This is a genomic window from Kitasatospora sp. NA04385 (assembly GCF_013364235.1).
Classification (GTDB): Bacteria; Actinomycetota; Actinomycetes; order Streptomycetales; family Streptomycetaceae; genus Kitasatospora.
In genome coordinates, this window is record NZ_CP054919.1 from 2,884,093 (window position 1) to 2,900,201 (window position 16,109).

The 16,109-nt window shown below is 69.9% G+C and carries 10 protein-coding genes and 3 rRNA genes; 9 read left to right on the top strand and 4 right to left on the bottom strand.

Annotation, left to right across the window (positions count from 1 at the left end; genetic code table 11):
• Window positions 1–172 precede the first annotated feature (172 nt).
• From HUT16_RS12560 to HUT16_RS12595, 8 genes are all read left to right on the top strand, one after another.
• Window positions 173–1,234: a glycerophosphoryl diester phosphodiesterase membrane domain-containing protein gene (locus tag HUT16_RS12560; RefSeq protein WP_176188271.1), complete on the top strand. Its 1,062-nt coding sequence runs from the start codon at window positions 173–175 to the stop codon at window positions 1,232–1,234.
• Between the two features lie 418 nt (window positions 1,235–1,652).
• Complete coding sequence (locus tag HUT16_RS38150; protein WP_254897786.1) at window positions 1,653–1,916, top strand: DUF4129 domain-containing protein; 264 nt, start codon at window positions 1,653–1,655, stop codon at window positions 1,914–1,916.
• Window positions 1,913–3,148 (top strand): DUF4350 domain-containing protein, encoded by a 1,236-nt coding sequence (locus HUT16_RS12570; protein ID WP_176188273.1) that lies wholly within the window; start codon window positions 1,913–1,915, stop codon window positions 3,146–3,148. Before HUT16_RS38150 ends, HUT16_RS12570 begins: the two co-directional genes overlap by 4 nt.
• Entirely contained in the window at window positions 3,127–4,131 is a 1,005-nt protein-coding gene (locus HUT16_RS12575; RefSeq protein ID WP_176188275.1) for a MoxR family ATPase, read from the top strand. Before HUT16_RS12570 ends, HUT16_RS12575 begins: the two co-directional genes overlap by 22 nt.
• Window positions 4,132–4,206: 75 nt before the next feature.
• The gene (locus HUT16_RS12580; protein ID WP_176188277.1) at window positions 4,207–5,520 is read left to right on the top strand and encodes a DUF58 domain-containing protein; all 1,314 of its coding nucleotides are present in this window, start codon (window positions 4,207–4,209) and stop codon (window positions 5,518–5,520) included.
• Between the two features lie 79 nt (window positions 5,521–5,599).
• The gene (locus HUT16_RS12585) at window positions 5,600–6,058 is read left to right on the top strand and encodes a hypothetical protein (protein ID WP_176188279.1); all 459 of its coding nucleotides are present in this window, start codon (window positions 5,600–5,602) and stop codon (window positions 6,056–6,058) included.
• A 44-nt stretch (window positions 6,059–6,102) separates the two neighbouring features.
• The gene (locus HUT16_RS12590) at window positions 6,103–7,368 is read left to right on the top strand and encodes a sensor histidine kinase (RefSeq protein ID WP_176188281.1); all 1,266 of its coding nucleotides are present in this window, start codon (window positions 6,103–6,105) and stop codon (window positions 7,366–7,368) included.
• Entirely contained in the window at window positions 7,350–8,030 is a 681-nt protein-coding gene (locus HUT16_RS12595) for a response regulator transcription factor (RefSeq protein WP_176188283.1), read from the top strand. Before HUT16_RS12590 ends, HUT16_RS12595 begins: the two co-directional genes overlap by 19 nt.
• Before the next feature lie 71 nt (window positions 8,031–8,101).
• Here the strand turns inward: HUT16_RS12595 and rrf are convergent.
• From rrf to HUT16_RS12615, 4 genes are all read right to left on the bottom strand, one after another.
• Window positions 8,102–8,218, bottom strand: a 5S ribosomal RNA gene (gene rrf, locus HUT16_RS12600).
• 81 nt (window positions 8,219–8,299) lie between these two features.
• Window positions 8,300–11,405: ribosomal RNA gene (locus tag HUT16_RS12605) — 23S ribosomal RNA — on the bottom strand.
• A gap of 271 nt (window positions 11,406–11,676) precedes the next feature.
• Window positions 11,677–13,193, bottom strand: a 16S ribosomal RNA gene (locus tag HUT16_RS12610).
• Together the 16S, 23S and 5S rRNA genes form the textbook arrangement of a ribosomal RNA operon.
• Window positions 13,194–13,783: 590 nt before the next feature.
• On the bottom strand, window positions 13,784–14,788 hold the full coding sequence (locus HUT16_RS12615) for a stage II sporulation protein M (protein ID WP_176188285.1): 1,005 nt from the start codon (window positions 14,786–14,788) through the stop codon (window positions 13,784–13,786).
• Between the two features lie 250 nt (window positions 14,789–15,038).
• On the opposite strand from HUT16_RS12615, the gene HUT16_RS12620 reads away from it, so the two are divergent.
• Window positions 15,039–16,091 (top strand): RDD family protein, encoded by a 1,053-nt coding sequence (locus tag HUT16_RS12620; protein WP_176188287.1) that lies wholly within the window; start codon window positions 15,039–15,041, stop codon window positions 16,089–16,091.
• Window positions 16,092–16,109: the final 18 nt, after the last annotated feature.

A 16,109-nucleotide genomic window follows, 5' to 3' on the forward strand; every position in this document is an offset into this window, starting at 1 on the left:
GCGCCCCCGGCCGCCCGTCGAACCAGTCATACCATCGCAAAGGTCGTGGTCCGGGGCCCTTGTCCGGACCGTTGTGGATCAGCAACGGGATACCTCTGGGGTACGCGTGCGCACCATGGCACGATAAGCACCCCGAAGCACCCGAGCCAGGGTGCCCCGACGAGGAGCCTCGATGACCGAGACCCCGGGTTGGACCTCACCCGGTTCTCCCGAACCGCCGTCCGGCACCACCGGAACCGGCCATCCGGCTCCCGCGGCCCCCGTCGGCGCCGCGACGCTCCCGCCGCCCGCCCCGACCGGCCCCGGCATCGGCCTGATCCCGCTGCGGCCGCTCGGCACCGGCGAGCTGATGGACGGCGCCTTCGCCCTGGTCCGGCGCAACTGGCGGGCCGCGTTCGGGCTCAGCCTGGCCTTCGGCGTGGTCCTGCAGCTCCTGCAGTCCGGCATCGAGTGGTGGGCCCACACCGGCGGCGACGGGATCGACACCGCCTACCTGTGGCCGCTGACCCTGCTCTTCGGCGTGCTCTCCTCCGGCCTGCTCGCCGCCGTGGTCAGCAACGGGCTGCTCGGCCGCGACACCCCGCTCGCGGACGCCTGGGCCCGGGTCCGGCCCCGGCTCGGCCGGCTGCTCCTGCTGGGCCTGCTGCTGGCGGGCATCGGCGTCGGCTCGCTCGCCCTGGCCACCGTCCCGCTGTTCCTGCTGTCCGCCGCCGTCGACCAGCCCGCGCTGCTCCTGCTGCTGCTGCTCACCCTGCCGCCGGTGGTCTGGCTGTCGATCCGGCTGACCCTCGCGGCGCCCGCGCTGGTCCTGGAGGAGCAGCCCGTGCTCGGCGCGATCAAGCGCTCCTGGCACCTGGTCCGCGGCTCCTGGTGGCGGATCTTCGGCCTGCTGCTGCTGTTCCGGATCTGCCTGGTCGTGGTCGGCAGCGTGCTGACCGTCCCCGGCGAGCTCCTCGCCGCGATCCTCTCCGGGGAGCCCGGCGGCCTCCCCTCCGGCGACGGAGCCGCCGCGCTCAGCATCGCCGTCATCGGCGTCTGCGGCGTCATCGCGGACACCGTCACCATCCCGCTCGGCGGCGTCCTGACCACCCTGCTCTACACCGACCAGCGGATCCGCCGCGAGGCCCTCGACCTGGAACTCGCCCGCGCCGCCGGGCTGCCCGGCTACGGCCGGCCCGCACCGGCCGCACCGGCACCGGCACCGGCCGCACCGACGATCCCGCCGGGGGCCTGACCGCCATGGGAATCCGGGGGGAGGGGGCACTGCTCGCGGACGGCGCCCCCGTCGACGTGCCGCGCGACGCGGCCCGCGAAGCCGCGCGCGAGGAACTCCGCAAGGCCGTCTACCACCAGCACGAACCCGGGCTGGTGCAGCGCTGCTACGACTGGGTCAAGGAGCAGTTCGACAAGGCCCTGGGCGGCATCGCCGAACCGCTCGGCGGGGGCGGCAACGCCGCGCTCGCCGTCGTCCTGGTCCTGCTCCTCGTCCTGGGCTTCGTGGCCTGGCGCCGCTACGGCGCGCCCCGCCGCGCCGCCCGCGCCACCGGCACCCTGTTCGGCGCCGCCCAGGCCCGCGCAGCGCCGCCGCGCACCGGGCCGACGCCGCCGCGCACGCCGCCCGCGGCGCCTGGGAGGACGCCGTCCGCGAACAGATGCGCGCCCTGGTCCGCGGCCTGGAGGAACGCACCGTGCTCTCCCCCCGCCCCGGCCGCACCGCCGACGAGGCCGCCGCCGAGGCCGGCCGCGCCCTGCCCGGCCAGGCCCGCGAACTCGCCTCCGCGGCACGGCTGTTCGACGACATCGCGTTCGGCGAGCGGCCCGCCGACGAACGCGCCTACCGGCTGCTCGCCGACCTCGACCAGGCCCTCGGACGCACCCGCCCCCAGCCCGTCCCGGCCGGCGGAGGAACCGCATGACCACCACCGCCCCGCCGCCCGCCACCCCCGCGGCCGCACCCGCCCCCGCAGCCGCACCCACCGGGCCCGCCGACCGCGGCCCGCGCGCCCGGTGGCGGCGCCACCGCTGGTGGCTGCTGAGCGTCCTGGTCCTGCTGCTGGTCGGCGCACTGATCGCCGGCATCCCCGGCAACTCCGCCTACTACCCGCTCGACCCCCGCTCCGGCAGCCCGAGCGGCACCCGCGCCGCCGACCAGCTGCTCCGGCAGCACGGCATCTCCTCCCGCACCGCCTCCGGCACCGAGGAGCTCTCCGCCGCCCTGGGCGCCGACGACACCACCGTCGTCCTCACCTACCCCGACGAGCTCGCCTACCGGCACGTCGCCGAGCTGTCCGCGCTCCCCCGCGGCGCACGCACCCGCCTCGTCCTGATCGCCCCCGAACAGCCCCTGCTGAACGCCTTCGCCCCCGGCGTCAGCTCCTCCAGCTACTCCACCGGCAGCTCCGCCGCGCTCGCCCCCGACTGCGAGCTGCCCGAGGCCGTCAACGCCGGAGCCGCGGCCCTCGGCGGCCCGAGCTACGAGGGACGCCCCGGCGACACCGCCTGCTACCCGTCCGGCGGCCGCCACACCCTGCTCAGCCGCACCCGCGGCGACCAGCAGGTCGTCGTCCTCGGCAACGGCGACGCGCTCAGCAACCAGGCCCTGGACGAGGAGGGCGACGCCGCCCTCGCCCTCGGCCTGCTCGGCGCCCACCCGCACCTGGTCTGGCAGACCCTCGACCGCACCCCGACCGCCCCGAGCGGCACCGAGGACGCCAAGGACCTCGGCGACTACATCCCCGACGGCTGGTCCTGGGGCACCCTGCAACTGGCCGTCGCCGGCCTGCTCGCCGCCGCCTGGCGGGCCCGCCGCCTCGGACCGGTGCTCACCGAACGGCTGCCCGCCGTGGTCCGCGCCTCCGAGACCACCGAGGGCCGCGCCCGGCTCTACCGCCGCGCGGGCGCCCGCGGCCACGCCGCCGAGACGCTGTGCCGCGCCGCCCGCCGCCGCACCGCCGCCGCCCTCGGCCTCCCGCACACCACCGGGGACCCCGACCCGGCCGCCCTCACCGAGGCCGCCGCCGCCCGGCTCGGACGCCCCGCCGCCGACCTCCAGCACCTGCTGTACGGCCCGGCCCCCGCCGACGACGCCGCCCTGCTGCGGCTCGCCAACGACCTAGACGACATGGAATGGCAGGTACGACAGCCGTGACCGACCAGCTGCTGAAGACCGTCCCGGCGCAGCCCGGCGACGCCCGGGCCGCCCTGACCGGCCTGCGCCAGGAGATCGCCAAGGCCGTGGTCGGCCAGGACGCCGCCGTCACCGGCATCGTCGTGGCCCTGCTCTGCGGCGGCCACGTCCTGCTGGAGGGCGTCCCCGGCGTCGCCAAGACCCTGCTGGTGCGCACCCTGGCCACCGCCCTCGACGTGGGGACCAAGCGCATCCAGTTCACCCCCGACCTGATGCCCGGCGACGTCACCGGCTCCCTGGTCTACGACACCCGCACCGCCGAGTTCTCCTTCCAGCCCGGCCCGGTCTTCACCAACCTGCTGCTCGCCGACGAGATCAACCGCACCCCGCCCAAGACCCAGGCCTCCCTGCTGGAGGCCATGGAGGAGCGCCAGGTCACCGTCGACGGCGAACCCCGCAAGCTCCCCGAGCCGTTCCTGGTCGCCGCCACCCAGAACCCGGTCGAGTACGAGGGCACCTACCCGCTGCCCGAGGCCCAGCTCGACCGCTTCCTGATGAAGCTGATCCTCCCGCTGCCGACCCGCGACCAGGAGTTCCAGGTCCTGTCCCGGCACGCGAGCGGCTTCGACCCGCGCGACCTCGCCGCGGCCGGCGTCCGCCCGGTCGCCGACGCCGCGCACCTGGCCGCCGCCCGCGCCCAGATCGCCGGGCTGACCGTCTCCCCCGAGGTCCTCGCCTACATCGTCGACCTGGTCCGGGCCACCCGGCAGTCGCCCTCGCTCGCCATGGGCGTCTCCCCGCGCGGCGCCACCGCCCTGCTCAACACCTCCCGGGCCTGGGCCTGGCTGGCCGGCCGCGACTACGTCACCCCCGACGACGTCAAGGCGCTCGCCCTGCCCACCCTGCGCCACCGCGTCCAGCTCCGCGCCGAGGCCGAGATGGAGGGCACCACCGCGGACAGCGTCATCCAGGCCGTCCTCGCCCAGACGCCGGCCCCCCGCTAGGCCCCTCCCGGGCCGGGGCCCGCCCCCGGCCCGGCGTCCACCGCACCGCGCCCCCAGAAAGCGAGCCAGCACCCCATGGCCCTGACCGGCCGAACGGCCCTCATCGCCGCCCTCGGCGCCCTCCTGGTCGGCCTGGTGCTGCCCTCCTGGGCGGGCATCGGCGCGGTCGTGCTGCCCCTGCTCGCCGCCGTCGCCGTCGACCTGCTGCTCGCCGCCCCCGTCCGCCGCCTGGGCCTGGAGCGCTCCGGCCACCCGACCGTCCGGCTCGGCGAGGGCACCACCGTCGACCTGCTCGTCAGCAACCCCTCCGGCCGCCCGCTGCGCGCCCGGATCCGCGACGCCTGGTACCCGTCCGCCTGGGCCCCCGGCACCGCGACCGCCGCCTCCCGGCACACCGTCACCGTCCCGGCCGGCGAGCGCCGCCGCCTCACCACCCCGCTCGCCCCCACCCGGCGCGGCGACCACCACGCCGGCAAGGTCACCGTCCGCTCGCTCGGCCCGCTCGGCCTGGCCGGCCGACAGGCCGACCTCGACGCCCCCTGGCGGATCCGCGCCCTGCCGCCCTTCGCCAGCCGCAAGCACCTCCCCTCCCGGTTGGCCCGCCTGCGCGAACTCGACGGCCGCACCTCCGTCCTGACCCGCGGCCAGGGCACCGAGTTCGACTCGCTGCGCGAGTACCTCCCCGGCGACGACGTCCGCTCCATCGACTGGCGCGCCAGCGCCCGCCGCAGCACCGTCGCCGTCCGCACCTGGCGCCCCGAACGCGACCGGCACGTCCTGATCGTGCTCGATACCGGCCGCACCTCCGCCGGCCGGGTCGGCGACGCCCCCCGCCTGGACGCCGCCCTGGACGCCGCGCTGCTGCTCACCGCGCTCGCCACCAAGGCCGGCGACCGGGTCGACCTGCTCGCCCACGACCGCCACCGCCGCGCCGGCGTCGCCGGCCGCTCCCCCGCCGAGGTGCTGCCCGCCTTCACCGACGCGATGGCCCTGCTCGAACCCGCCCTGATCGAGACCGACCTGCGCGCCCTCACCTCCACCGCGCTGCGCATGGCCCCGCACCGCTCCCTGATCGTCCTGCTCACCGGCCTCGACGCGCACCAGATCCAGGAGGGCCTGCTGCCGCAGCTCCCCCTGCTCACCAAGCGCCACGAGGTCGTCATCGCCTCCGTCTCCGACCCGCGCCTGGACGAGCTCGTCAGCGCCCCCCGCACCACCGTCGAGGACGTCTACGGCGCCGCCGCCGCCGAACAGACCCGCGCCGACCGCCGCCGCACCGCCGACCTGCTCACCCGCCGCGGCGTCACCGTCCTGGACGCGCCGCCGGAGTCCATCGCCCCCGCCCTCTCCGACGCCTACCTCGCCCTCAAGGCCGCCGGCCGGCTCTGACCCCCTACCCGGGTACGGGGTCCGAAGCCCGCTCCCCGGGGTGACGACCGCGGTACCCCCCGCTGCCTACCGTCGACCCATGAACACGACCTCCCGCTCCCTCGGCCGCGCCGCCGTCCTGCTCCCGCTCAGCCTGGCCCGGGGCGGCGCCGCCCTGACCGGCCGCCGCCCCCGGCCCGGACGCACCCTGCTGCACTCCGCCGTGGGCCTGCTGCTCGGCGCCCTCGCCCTGGTCGCCGTCGGCGTCGAAGTGCTCTTCGTGCTCCGCGGCCTGCTCTACGGGATCGTCGACCCCGGCCCGTACGACCACTCCTGGGGCGGCCCGAGCCCGGCCGGGGCCTGGCTCGCCCACGCCGCCATCGGCGTGCCCTTCGCCGTCGCCGCCCTCGGGCTGCTCTGGCTGGTCGCCGCGCTGGACGCCCGGCTGGGCGCCCACCTGCTACGCGGCGAGCGCCCCGGGGCCTGGGTCTGGCCCACCGCGCTGGCCGCCTGCGCGGGCGGAGCGGTGTTCGTGGTGGCCTGGATCCACCAGCTGTGAGCCCTTCTCACCCCGGGCGGCACCCGCTGCGTAAGCTCTCGCTGATGCGGGTGGGTCGGGGGATTCCGGTGCGCGGACGGCAGGGCGGCGGGCGGGGCCGCCGGACGGCGGTGCGGTGGGCCGCGGGGCTGCTCCTGCTCGCCGTGCCCAGCGCCTTCGACGTGGCCCAGCACTACCGGTCCCCGTACCTCGCCGACGCCCTGCCGCTGACCCTGCTGGTGCTGCGCTGCACCCCGCTGCTGCTGGTGTGGCGGCGGCCCGGCCCCGCCGCCGCGGCCGTCTGCGCCGCCGCCTGCGGAGCCGGCTCGGCGCTGCTGGTCCCGGTCAGCCCCAGCGAACCCTGGCCCTGGCCGGTGACCTCGGTCCTCGTCCAGTCGGTCGCCCTCGTCCTGCTGGGCCTGCGCCACCCCGGCGGCACGCCCGCCCGGCGCCGGGCACTCGCCGCCGGCTGGGCGGTGGGCCAACTGCCCGGCGCCCTCCTGATCACCCTGCTGCCCGGTCGCGGCGGCCCGCTCGACCTGCTGCCGTTCGCCGTGGTCTCCGCCGCCGCCGCACTCGTCGGCGAACTGGCCGGCGCCCGCGCCGAGACGGCCCGCGACCTGGCCCGCGAACGGGCGGAGTCCACCGCCGAGCGGGCCCGCCGCGTCCGCCTCGAAGAACGCGCCCGCCTCGCCCGCGAGTTGCACGACGTCGTCGCCCACCACCTGTCGGTCGTCGTGGCCCGGGCCGACAGCGCCCCCTACCGCATCCCGTCCGCCGCCGACGAGGACGTCCGCGAGGAACTGGCCGCCATCGCCGAAGAGGCCCGCAGCTCGCTGAACGAGATGCGCCGCGTCCTGCGCCTGCTGCGCGAGGACGCCCCCGACGCCGCCCCGGCGGCCCGTGCCCCGCTCCCCGGACTCGCCCAACTCCCCGCCCTGATCGACGGCGTACGGGACACCGGCGCCGACGTGCGCCTCGAAGCGCCCCTGCCGGACCACCGGGAGATCGCGCCCACGGCACAGCTGGCCGCCTTCCGGATCGTCCAGGAGGCACTCACCAACGCGATGCGCCACGCCCCCGGAGCCCCCGTCACCGTCGCGCTCACCCGACGCGGCGGACGCCTGGACCTGCGCGTCACCAACGCCCGCCCCCCGGCCGACGCCGCCACCACCGGCCCCGGCTCCGGCCACGGCCTGCGCGGCATCAAGGAACGCGCCGCCACCTGCGGCGGCACCGCCGAAGCCGGCCCGACCCCCGGCGGAGGCTTCCGGGTCTCCGCGACCATCCCCAGCAGAGAGGGCGCCGCCCCGTGGCCATCCGAGTCGTGATCGTCGACGACCAGCACATGATCAGGGCCGGCTTCCGGGCCCTGCTCGACGCCGAACCCGACATCGAGGTGGTCGGCGAGGCGTCCGACGGCGACCAGGTCCCCGAGGTCGTCGCGTCGACCCGGCCCGACGTGGTGCTCATGGACGTCCGGATGCCCACCGTCGACGGCCTCACCGCCACCCGCGAACTCCTCACCCGCCGCCCGGACGACCCGTCCCCCGCGCCCCGGGTCATCATGCTCACCACCTTCGACCTGGACGAGTACGTCTACGAGGCCCTCCGCAGCGGAGCCAGCGGCTTCCTCCTCAAGCACGCCCCGCCCCGCGAACTCCCCCACGCCGTCCGCACCGTCGCCGACGGCAACGCCCTGATCGACCCCCAGGTGCTCGGCCGGCTCGTCGAGGACTTCGTCCGCTCCCGGGTCCCCCTCGTCCCGCGCGGCCGGACCTCCGTCCTCACCGAGCGGGAGACCGAGGTCCTGGTCCTCCTCGCCCGCGGCCTGTCCAACACCGAAATCGCCGCCCGCCTGGTGGTCGCCGAACAGACGGTGAAAACCCACGTCAGCCGCATATTCGCCAAGCTCGGCGTCCGGGACCGCGCCCAGGCGGTGATCTACGCCTACGAGACCGGACTGATCGTCCCGGGTTCCGGCCCGCAGTGACCCCGGAAGACCCGCCCCGGAAATGCAGAAAGGGCCCCAGCCTGACGGCTGGAGCCCTTTCCTGAATGATTGTTCGGCGGCGTCCTACTCTCCCACAGGGTCCCCCCTGCAGTACCATCGGCGCTGTGAGGCTTAGCTTCCGGGTTCGGAATGTAACCGGGCGTTTCCCTCACGCTATGACCACCGAAACACGGTGAAACCGTGCACCGCCCACCCCGTACGGGGGTGGGGGTCGTTGTTTCAGAACAACACAGTGGACGCGAGCAACTGAGGACAAGCCCTCGGCCTATTAGTACCGGTCAACTCCACCCCTCACAGGGCTTCCATATCCGGCCTATCAACCCAGTCGTCTACTGGGAGCCTTACCCTCTCAAGGAGGTGGGAGTGCTCATCTCGAAGCAGGCTTCCCGCTTAGATGCTTTCAGCGGTTATCCCTCCCGAACGTAGCCAACCAGCCATGCCCTTGGCAGGACAACTGGCACACCAGAGGTTCGTCCGTCCCGGTCCTCTCGTACTAGGGACAGCCCTTCTCAACACTCCTACGCGCACAGCGGATAGGGACCGAACTGTCTCACGACGTTCTAAACCCAGCTCGCGTACCGCTTTAATGGGCGAACAGCCCAACCCTTGGGACCTACTCCAGCCCCAGGATGCGACGAGCCGACATCGAGGTGCCAAACCATCCCGTCGATATGGACTCTTGGGGAAGATCAGCCTGTTATCCCCGGGGTACCTTTTATCCGTTGAGCGACGGCGCTTCCACAAGCCACCGCCGGATCACTAGTCCCTACTTTCGTACCTGCTCGACCCGTCAGTCTCACAGTCAAGCTCCCTTGTGCACTTACACTCAACACCTGATTGCCAACCAGGCTGAGGGAACCTTTGGGCGCCTCCGTTACCCTTTAGGAGGCAACCGCCCCAGTTAAACTACCCACCAGACACTGTCCCTGATCCGGATCACGGACCCAGGTTAGACATCCAGCACGACCAGAGTGGTATTTCAACGTCGACTCCACCCGAACTGGCGTCCGGGTCTCACAGTCTCCCACCTATCCTACACAAGCCGAACCGAACACCAATATCAAGCTATAGTAAAGGTCCCGGGGTCTTTCCGTCCTGCTGCGCGAAACGAGCATCTTTACTCGTAATGCAATTTCACCGGGCCTGTGGTTGAGACAGTCGAGAAGTCGTTACGCCATTCGTGCAGGTCGGAACTTACCCGACAAGGAATTTCGCTACCTTAGGATGGTTATAGTTACCACCGCCGTTTACTGGCGCTTAAGTTCTCAGCTTCGCCCGACCGAAGTCGGACTAACCGGTCCCCTTAACGTTCCAGCACCGGGCAGGCGTCAGTCCGTATACATCGCCTTACGGCTTCGCACGGACCTGTGTTTTTAGTAAACAGTCGCTTCTCGCTGGTCTCTGCGGCCACCACCAGCTCGGGGAGAAAATCCCGTCACCAGCAATGGCCCCCCTTCTCCCGAAGTTACGGGGGCATTTTGCCGAGTTCCTTAACCACAGTTCACCCGAACGCCTCGGTATTCTCTACCTGACCACCTGAGTCGGTTTGGGGTACGGGCCGCCATGAAACTCGCTAGAGGCTTTTCTCGACAGCATAGGATCATCCACTTCACCACAATCGGCTCGGCATCAGGTCTCAGACTATGTGCTGCGCGGATTTGCCTACGCAACGTCCTACACCCTTACCCCGGGACTACCACCGCCCGGGCTGGACTACCTTCCTGCGTCACCCCATCGCTCACCTACTACAGGCTCGGACCGGCGGCTCCACCACGTCCCATCGTCCGAAGACTCCGGGCCGGCTTCACGGCCTTAGCATCACCTGGTTCGACGTTGGCGCTTCAAAGCGGGTACGGGAATATCAACCCGTTGTCCATCGACTACGCCTGTCGGCCTCGCCTTAGGTCCCGACTTACCCTGGGCAGATCAGCTTGACCCAGGAACCCTTGGTCAATCGGCGCAAGAGTTTCCCACTCTTGTATCGCTACTCATGCCTGCATTCTCACTCGTGAACCGTCCACAACTCGATTCCTCGGCTGCTTCACCCGGCACACGACGCTCCCCTACCCATCACAGCCTCCGTTGGGAGTATTGCTGCAATGACACGACTTCGGTGGTGTGCTTGAGCCCCGCTACATTGTCGGCGCGGAATCACTTGACCAGTGAGCTATTACGCACTCTTTCAAGGGTGGCTGCTTCTAAGCCAACCTCCTGGTTGTCTCTGCGACTCCACATCCTTTCCCACTTAGCACACGCTTAGGGACCTTAGTCGGTGTTCTGGGCTGTTTCCCTCTCGACCATGGAGCTTATCCCCCACAGTCTCACTGCCGCGCTCTCACTTACCGGCATTCGGAGTTTGGCTAAGGTCAGTAACCCGGTGAGGCCCATCGCCTATCCAGTGCTCTACCTCCGGCAAGAAACACACGACGCTGCACCTAAATGCATTTCGGGGAGAACCAGCTATCACGGAGTTTGATTGGCCTTTCACCCCTAACCACAGGTCATCCCCCAGGTTTTCAACCCTGGTGGGTTCGGTCCTCCACGAAGTCTTACCTCCGCTTCAACCTGCCCATGGCTAGATCACTCCGCTTCGGGTCTTGGGCATGCAACTCGAACGCCCTATTCGGACTCGCTTTCGCTACGGCTACCCCACACGGGTTAACCTCGCTACACACCGCAAACTCGCAGGCTCATTCTTCAAAAGGCACGCAGTCACAGCCCGAAGGCTGCCCCCACGGCTTGTAGGCACACGGTTTCAGGTACTATTTCACTCCGCTCCCGCGGTACTTTTCACCATTCCCTCACGGTACTATCCGCTATCGGTCACCAGGGAATATTTAGGCTTAGCGGGTGGTCCCGCCAGATTCACACGGGATTTCTCGGGCCCCGTGCTACTTGGGAGAAGCTCAAGCGAGCCGTACAGATTTCGTCTACGGGGGTCTTACCCTCTACGCCGGACCTTTCGCATGTCCTTCGACTACCCATACGGTTTCTGACTCGCCCAGCCGCCGGCAGACGACTGAAGAACTTTCCCACAACCCCTCGAGCGCAACCCCTGCCGGGTCTCACACGCCCAAGGTTTGGCCTCATCCGGTTTCGCTCGCCACTACTCCCGGAATCACGGTTGTTTTCTCTTCCTGCGGGTACTGAGATGTTTCACTTCCCCGCGTTCCCTCCACATACCCTATGTGTTCAGGTATGGGTGACAGCCCATGACGACTGCCGGGTTTCCCCATTCGGACACCCCCGGATCAAAGCTCGGTTGACAGCTCCCCGGGGCCTATCGCGGCCTCCCACGTCCTTCATCGGTTCCTGGTGCCAAGGCATCCACCGTGCGCCCTTAAAAACTTGGCCACAGATGCTCGCGTCCACTGTGCAGTTCTCAAACAACGACCAGACATCCACCCTCGGGAGCATGACGCACCCTCAAGTGAAGCCGGCATCCCAGAGACAACGGCAAGCCGTTCCCTCAGGACCCAACAACGTGCCCGACACACCAAGCAGTCCCTGTTTTCCACGCCGAAGCAGTACTGGCAGGTCCCTACCGTGTGTGCCGAATAGTCAACGTTCCACCCATGAGCAACCGTGCGAGACATTCGCTCGCATCCGGCCATGTGCTCCTTAGAAAGGAGGTGATCCAGCCGCACCTTCCGGTACGGCTACCTTGTTACGACTTCGTCCCAATCGCTGGTCCCACCTTCGACGGCTCCTCCCCTTGCGGGTTAGGCCACCGGCTTCGGGTGTTACCGACTTTCGTGACGTGACGGGCGGTGTGTACAAGGCCCGGGAACGTATTCACCGCAGCATGCTGATCTGCGATTACTAGCAACTCCAACTTCATGGGGTCGAGTTGCAGACCCCAATCCGAACTGAGACCGGCTTTTTGGGATTCGCTCCGCCTCACGGCATCGCAGCCCTTTGTACCGGCCATTGTAGCACGTGTGCAGCCCAAGACATAAGGGGCATGATGATTTGACGTCGTCCCCACCTTCCTCCGAGTTGACCCCGGCAGTCTCCTGTGAGTCCCCGACATTACTCGCTGGCAACACAGAACAAGGGTTGCGCTCGTTGCGGGACTTAACCCAACATCTCACGACACGAGCTGACGACAACCATGCACCACCTGTACACCGACCACAAGGGGGCGCCTATCTCTAGACGTTTCCGGCGTATGTCAAGCCTTGGTAAGGTTCTTCGCGTTGCGTCGAATTAAGCCACATGCTCCGCTGCTTGTGCGGGCCCCCGTCAATTCCTTTGAGTTTTAGCCTTGCGGCCGTACTCCCCAGGCGGGGAACTTAATGCGTTAGCTGCGGCACCGACGACGTGGAATGTCGCCAACACCTAGTTCCCAACGTTTACGGCGTGGACTACCAGGGTATCTAATCCTGTTCGCTCCCCACGCTTTCGCTCCTCAGCGTCAGTAATGGCCCAGAGATCCGCCTTCGCCACCGGTGTTCCTCCTGATATCTGCGCATTTCACCGCTACACCAGGAATTCCGATCTCCCCTACCACACTCTAGCCTGCCCGTATCGAATGCAGACCCGGGGTTAAGCCCCGGGCTTTCACATCCGACGCGACAGGCCGCCTACGAGCTCTTTACGCCCAATAATTCCGGACAACGCTCGCACCCTACGTATTACCGCGGCTGCTGGCACGTAGTTAGCCGGTGCTTCTTCTGCAGGTACCGTCACTTGCGCTTCTTCCCTGCTGAAAGAGGTTTACAACCCGAAGGCCGTCATCCCTCACGCGGCGTCGCTGCATCAGGCTTTCGCCCATTGTGCAATATTCCCCACTGCTGCCTCCCGTAGGAGTCTGGGCCGTGTCTCAGTCCCAGTGTGGCCGGTCGCCCTCTCAGGCCGGCTACCCGTCGTCGCCTTGGTAGGCCATTACCCCACCAACAAGCTGATAGGCCGCGGGATCATCCTGAACCGCCGGAGCTTTCCACCGACCCCCATGCGGGAGACGGTCGTATCCGGTATTAGACCTCGTTTCCAAGGCTTGTCCCAGAGTTCAGGGCAGATTCCCCACGTGTTACTCACCCGTTCGCCACTGATCCACCCCGAAGGGCTTCACCGTTCGACTTGCATGTGTTAAGCACGCCGCCAGCGTTCGTCCTGAGCCAGGATCAAACTCTCCGTGAATGCTTCTCACGAAAGAGCGGCACGGCAACCACCGGAATAAGGCGGCCCCGCGCACTGCGTCCTCGCTAGTGATACTTCATAAAGGAATCTCCAACCCCGACAAGATGTCGAGGCCGGGGATGTCAACATATCTGGCGTTGACTTTTGGCACGCTGTTGAGTTCTCAAGGAACGGACGCTTCCTTCGAGCCGCATTCCTGCGAACCCTCCGGGCGCTTCGTTCTTTCGTGTTCCCAGCTTATCAGAGGTTTTTCGCTCCGATTTCCATTCCCGCTGGAGTGGGAATTCCTTCGACTTCGCTGCAGACCTTATCAAAAGCTCTGCGCTGCTCGGCTTCGGGGTTTTGCCTGACCGGGCCAGCATCCTCGCGGACGCGCTGCCTCGATTCGGCGGTGTCGTAGGCACTACGCCTGGGCCAACTGGATGTCCAGCCGCTCCCAACCGTTCAAACCTACTAGCCCATGGGGATCACGTCAATGGTCCCTCCGGGTTGATCATCAGGCTACCAGGTTTCGCGGGGCACCCGTGACCACGCCACGCCGTTGCGCGACGGCGAGACGGTGCCGGAACCGCGGGGACGCCGGGGAGCCGTCAGCCGACCATCGGCTGGTGGTCGGTGCGGTCGGCGGCTTCGACGTCGCCGATCTCGCCGTCGGCGGCGGCGCGCTTGCCGAGGACCAGGGCGTAGCCCAGGAAGAGCGCCTCGACCGTGATGCCGAGGCCGATGCGGAACCAGCTGGGGAGGGCGGAGCCGGTCACGAAGCCCTCGATGAAGCCGGTGATCATCAGGACGACGGTGAGGCCGATGACGGCGCCGATGACGGCGCGGCCCTCTTCGGCGAGGGCGACGGCGCGGGTGCGGGGGCCGGGGTCGATGACGGTCCAGCCGAGGCGGAGGCTGAGGCCGCCGGCGACGAAGATCGCGGTCATTTCGAGCAGGCCGTGCGGGATGAGCAGGCCGAGGAAGAGCTGGAGGTGGTCGGCGGAGGCCATCGCGCCGATGCCGGCGCCGAGGTTGAGGACGTTCTCCAGCAGGATGAACAGGACGGGGATGCCGAGCAGGACGGCCGAGATCAGGCACTGCGCGGCGACCCAGGCGTTGTTCGTCCACACCTGGGCGGCGAAGTTCGCCGAGGGGTGCTCGGTGTAGTAGGTCTCGAACTCGCCGCCGGGCTTGGTGAGCTGCTCGTACTGCTCGGGCGTCATGAGCGACCTGATGATCTCGGGGTGGGTGCCTATCCACCAGGCGATCAGGGCGCTGAGCAGGAAGGAGGCCGCGCCGACGGTGAGCCACCAGCGGCGGGCGCGGTAGAGGAGCGCGGGGAAGCTGGTGGTGAAGTAGCGGGCGGCGTCGCGCCAGGAGGCGGCGCGGGCGCCGGCGACGGCGTTGCGGCCGCGGACGACCAGGGTGGTGAGGCGGCCCTCGACGCCGGGGTGCGGGGCGGCGGCCTGGACCTGGGCGAGGTGGCTGGTGGCGCGCTGGTAGAGGGTGATCAGCTCGTCGGCCTCCTCGCCGGTGAGGCGACGGCGACTGCTGAGGACCTCCAGACGGTGCCATTCCGCCTGGTGGGCGGCGACGAAGACGTCCAGGTCCATGGCGGCTCTCTCCGGGGGCGCGGTGGGGCGGACGGCAGCCACTGGTTGGTGTGCGGCCGGGCTGTTGCGGGGCATAGCTTGCCAGAGCGGGCGGCCGGAGCGTCAGGGTTGCCGGGAGCGCGGTGCCGAGGGGCGGACCGGGGTTACCCGCAGGGGGTGTACGGCCTTATGTTTGCCGCTGTTGATGGAGGGGGTCGGGTCGTGCGACACGGGGTCGCCGGCGGGCCGCGGAGCGGAGCGGGTGGGTGGCGTGAGCGAGCTGGTGACCGGTGAGGCGGTCGTCCTGGGGCTGCGGACGGCGAGACTGCCGTCGCGGGCCCTGGCGAGGATGCTGGACTGGGTCGTGTACACGGTGGCGTTCTTCATCCTGTTCATCGCCCTGGCGATGGGGCTCTCCGACGTGGAGAGCGCGGCGGCGACGGCGTTCCTCCTCGCGGCGTTCGTGTTCTGCACGGTGCTGCTGCCCACCCTGATCGAGACCCTGTCGCAGGGGCGGTCGCTGGGGAAGATCGCGCTGGGGCTGCGGGTGGTCCGGGCGGACGGCGGTCCGATCCGGTTCCGGCACGCGCTGGTGCGGGGGCTGGTCGGGGTCATCGACTTCGGCATGCTCGCGATGCCGGCGGTCATCACCTCGCTGTGCTCGACGGAGGGGCGCCGGCTCGGCGACATCTTCGGCGGGACGATGGTGATCCGGGAGCGGCTGCCGCAGGGCGCCCGGGACCAGGGGGCGGTGCCGCCGGTGCCGCCGCAGGTGATGAACGCGCTGGGCGCGGACCTGGTGGCGCTGGACCTGTCCGCGGTGCCGGACGAGCTGTGGCTGTCCGCGCGCCAGGTGCTGAGCCGGATGCACGAGCTGGACAAGCCGGTGGCGGCCGCGCTGGGCGACCGGCTGGCCGCGGACCTGGCGCAGCGGACGGGCTGGCCGGTGCCATTGGGGCTGCCGTCGCTGGTGTACCTGGGGGCGGTGGTGATGGAACGCCAGCGCCGGGAGTGGGAGCGGGCCTCGGCGGCGGCGTACGCGGCGTACACGGCGCAGCAGGCCCAGCTGATGCAGCAGGCCCAGCAGCAGGCCCAGGCTCAGGGCCAGCCGATGCCCGCGGCGGTGCCCGGCCAGGCCCAGGGTCAGCCGGTGCGGCAGCTCGGGTACCCGCAGGCGCCCGCCGCCCCGCAGCCCTTCGTCCCGCAGCCGGCCGCGCCGCCCGCCGCGCCGCCCGCCGCACCGCCCGCCGCGGTGGTGCTCACCAAGCCCGCGGAGACGGCGCCCGCCGAAGCGCCGGGCGGCGGGTTCGTGCCGCCCGCGTAGCCAGGCGTCACCCGCGTA

What these genes read in the sequence shown, in the direction of transcription:
- HUT16_RS12580 (WP_176188277.1), top strand. Translation starts at nt 4,207, where the DNA reads ATGGCCCTGACCGGCCGAACGGCCCTCATCGCCGCCCTCGGCGCCCTC.
- HUT16_RS12560 (WP_176188271.1), top strand. Translation starts at nt 173, where the DNA reads ATGACCGAGACCCCGGGTTGGACCTCACCCGGTTCTCCCGAACCGCCG.
- HUT16_RS12590 (WP_176188281.1), top strand. Translation starts at nt 6,103, where the DNA reads ATGCGGGTGGGTCGGGGGATTCCGGTGCGCGGACGGCAGGGCGGCGGG.
- HUT16_RS12615 (WP_176188285.1), bottom strand. Translation starts at nt 14,788, where the DNA reads ATGGACCTGGACGTCTTCGTCGCCGCCCACCAGGCGGAATGGCACCGT.
- HUT16_RS12575 (WP_176188275.1), top strand. Translation starts at nt 3,127, where the DNA reads ATGGCAGGTACGACAGCCGTGACCGACCAGCTGCTGAAGACCGTCCCG.
- HUT16_RS38150 (WP_254897786.1), top strand. Translation starts at nt 1,653, where the DNA reads ATGCGCGCCCTGGTCCGCGGCCTGGAGGAACGCACCGTGCTCTCCCCC.
- HUT16_RS12570 (WP_176188273.1), top strand. Translation starts at nt 1,913, where the DNA reads ATGACCACCACCGCCCCGCCGCCCGCCACCCCCGCGGCCGCACCCGCC.
- HUT16_RS12585 (WP_176188279.1), top strand. Translation starts at nt 5,600, where the DNA reads ATGAACACGACCTCCCGCTCCCTCGGCCGCGCCGCCGTCCTGCTCCCG.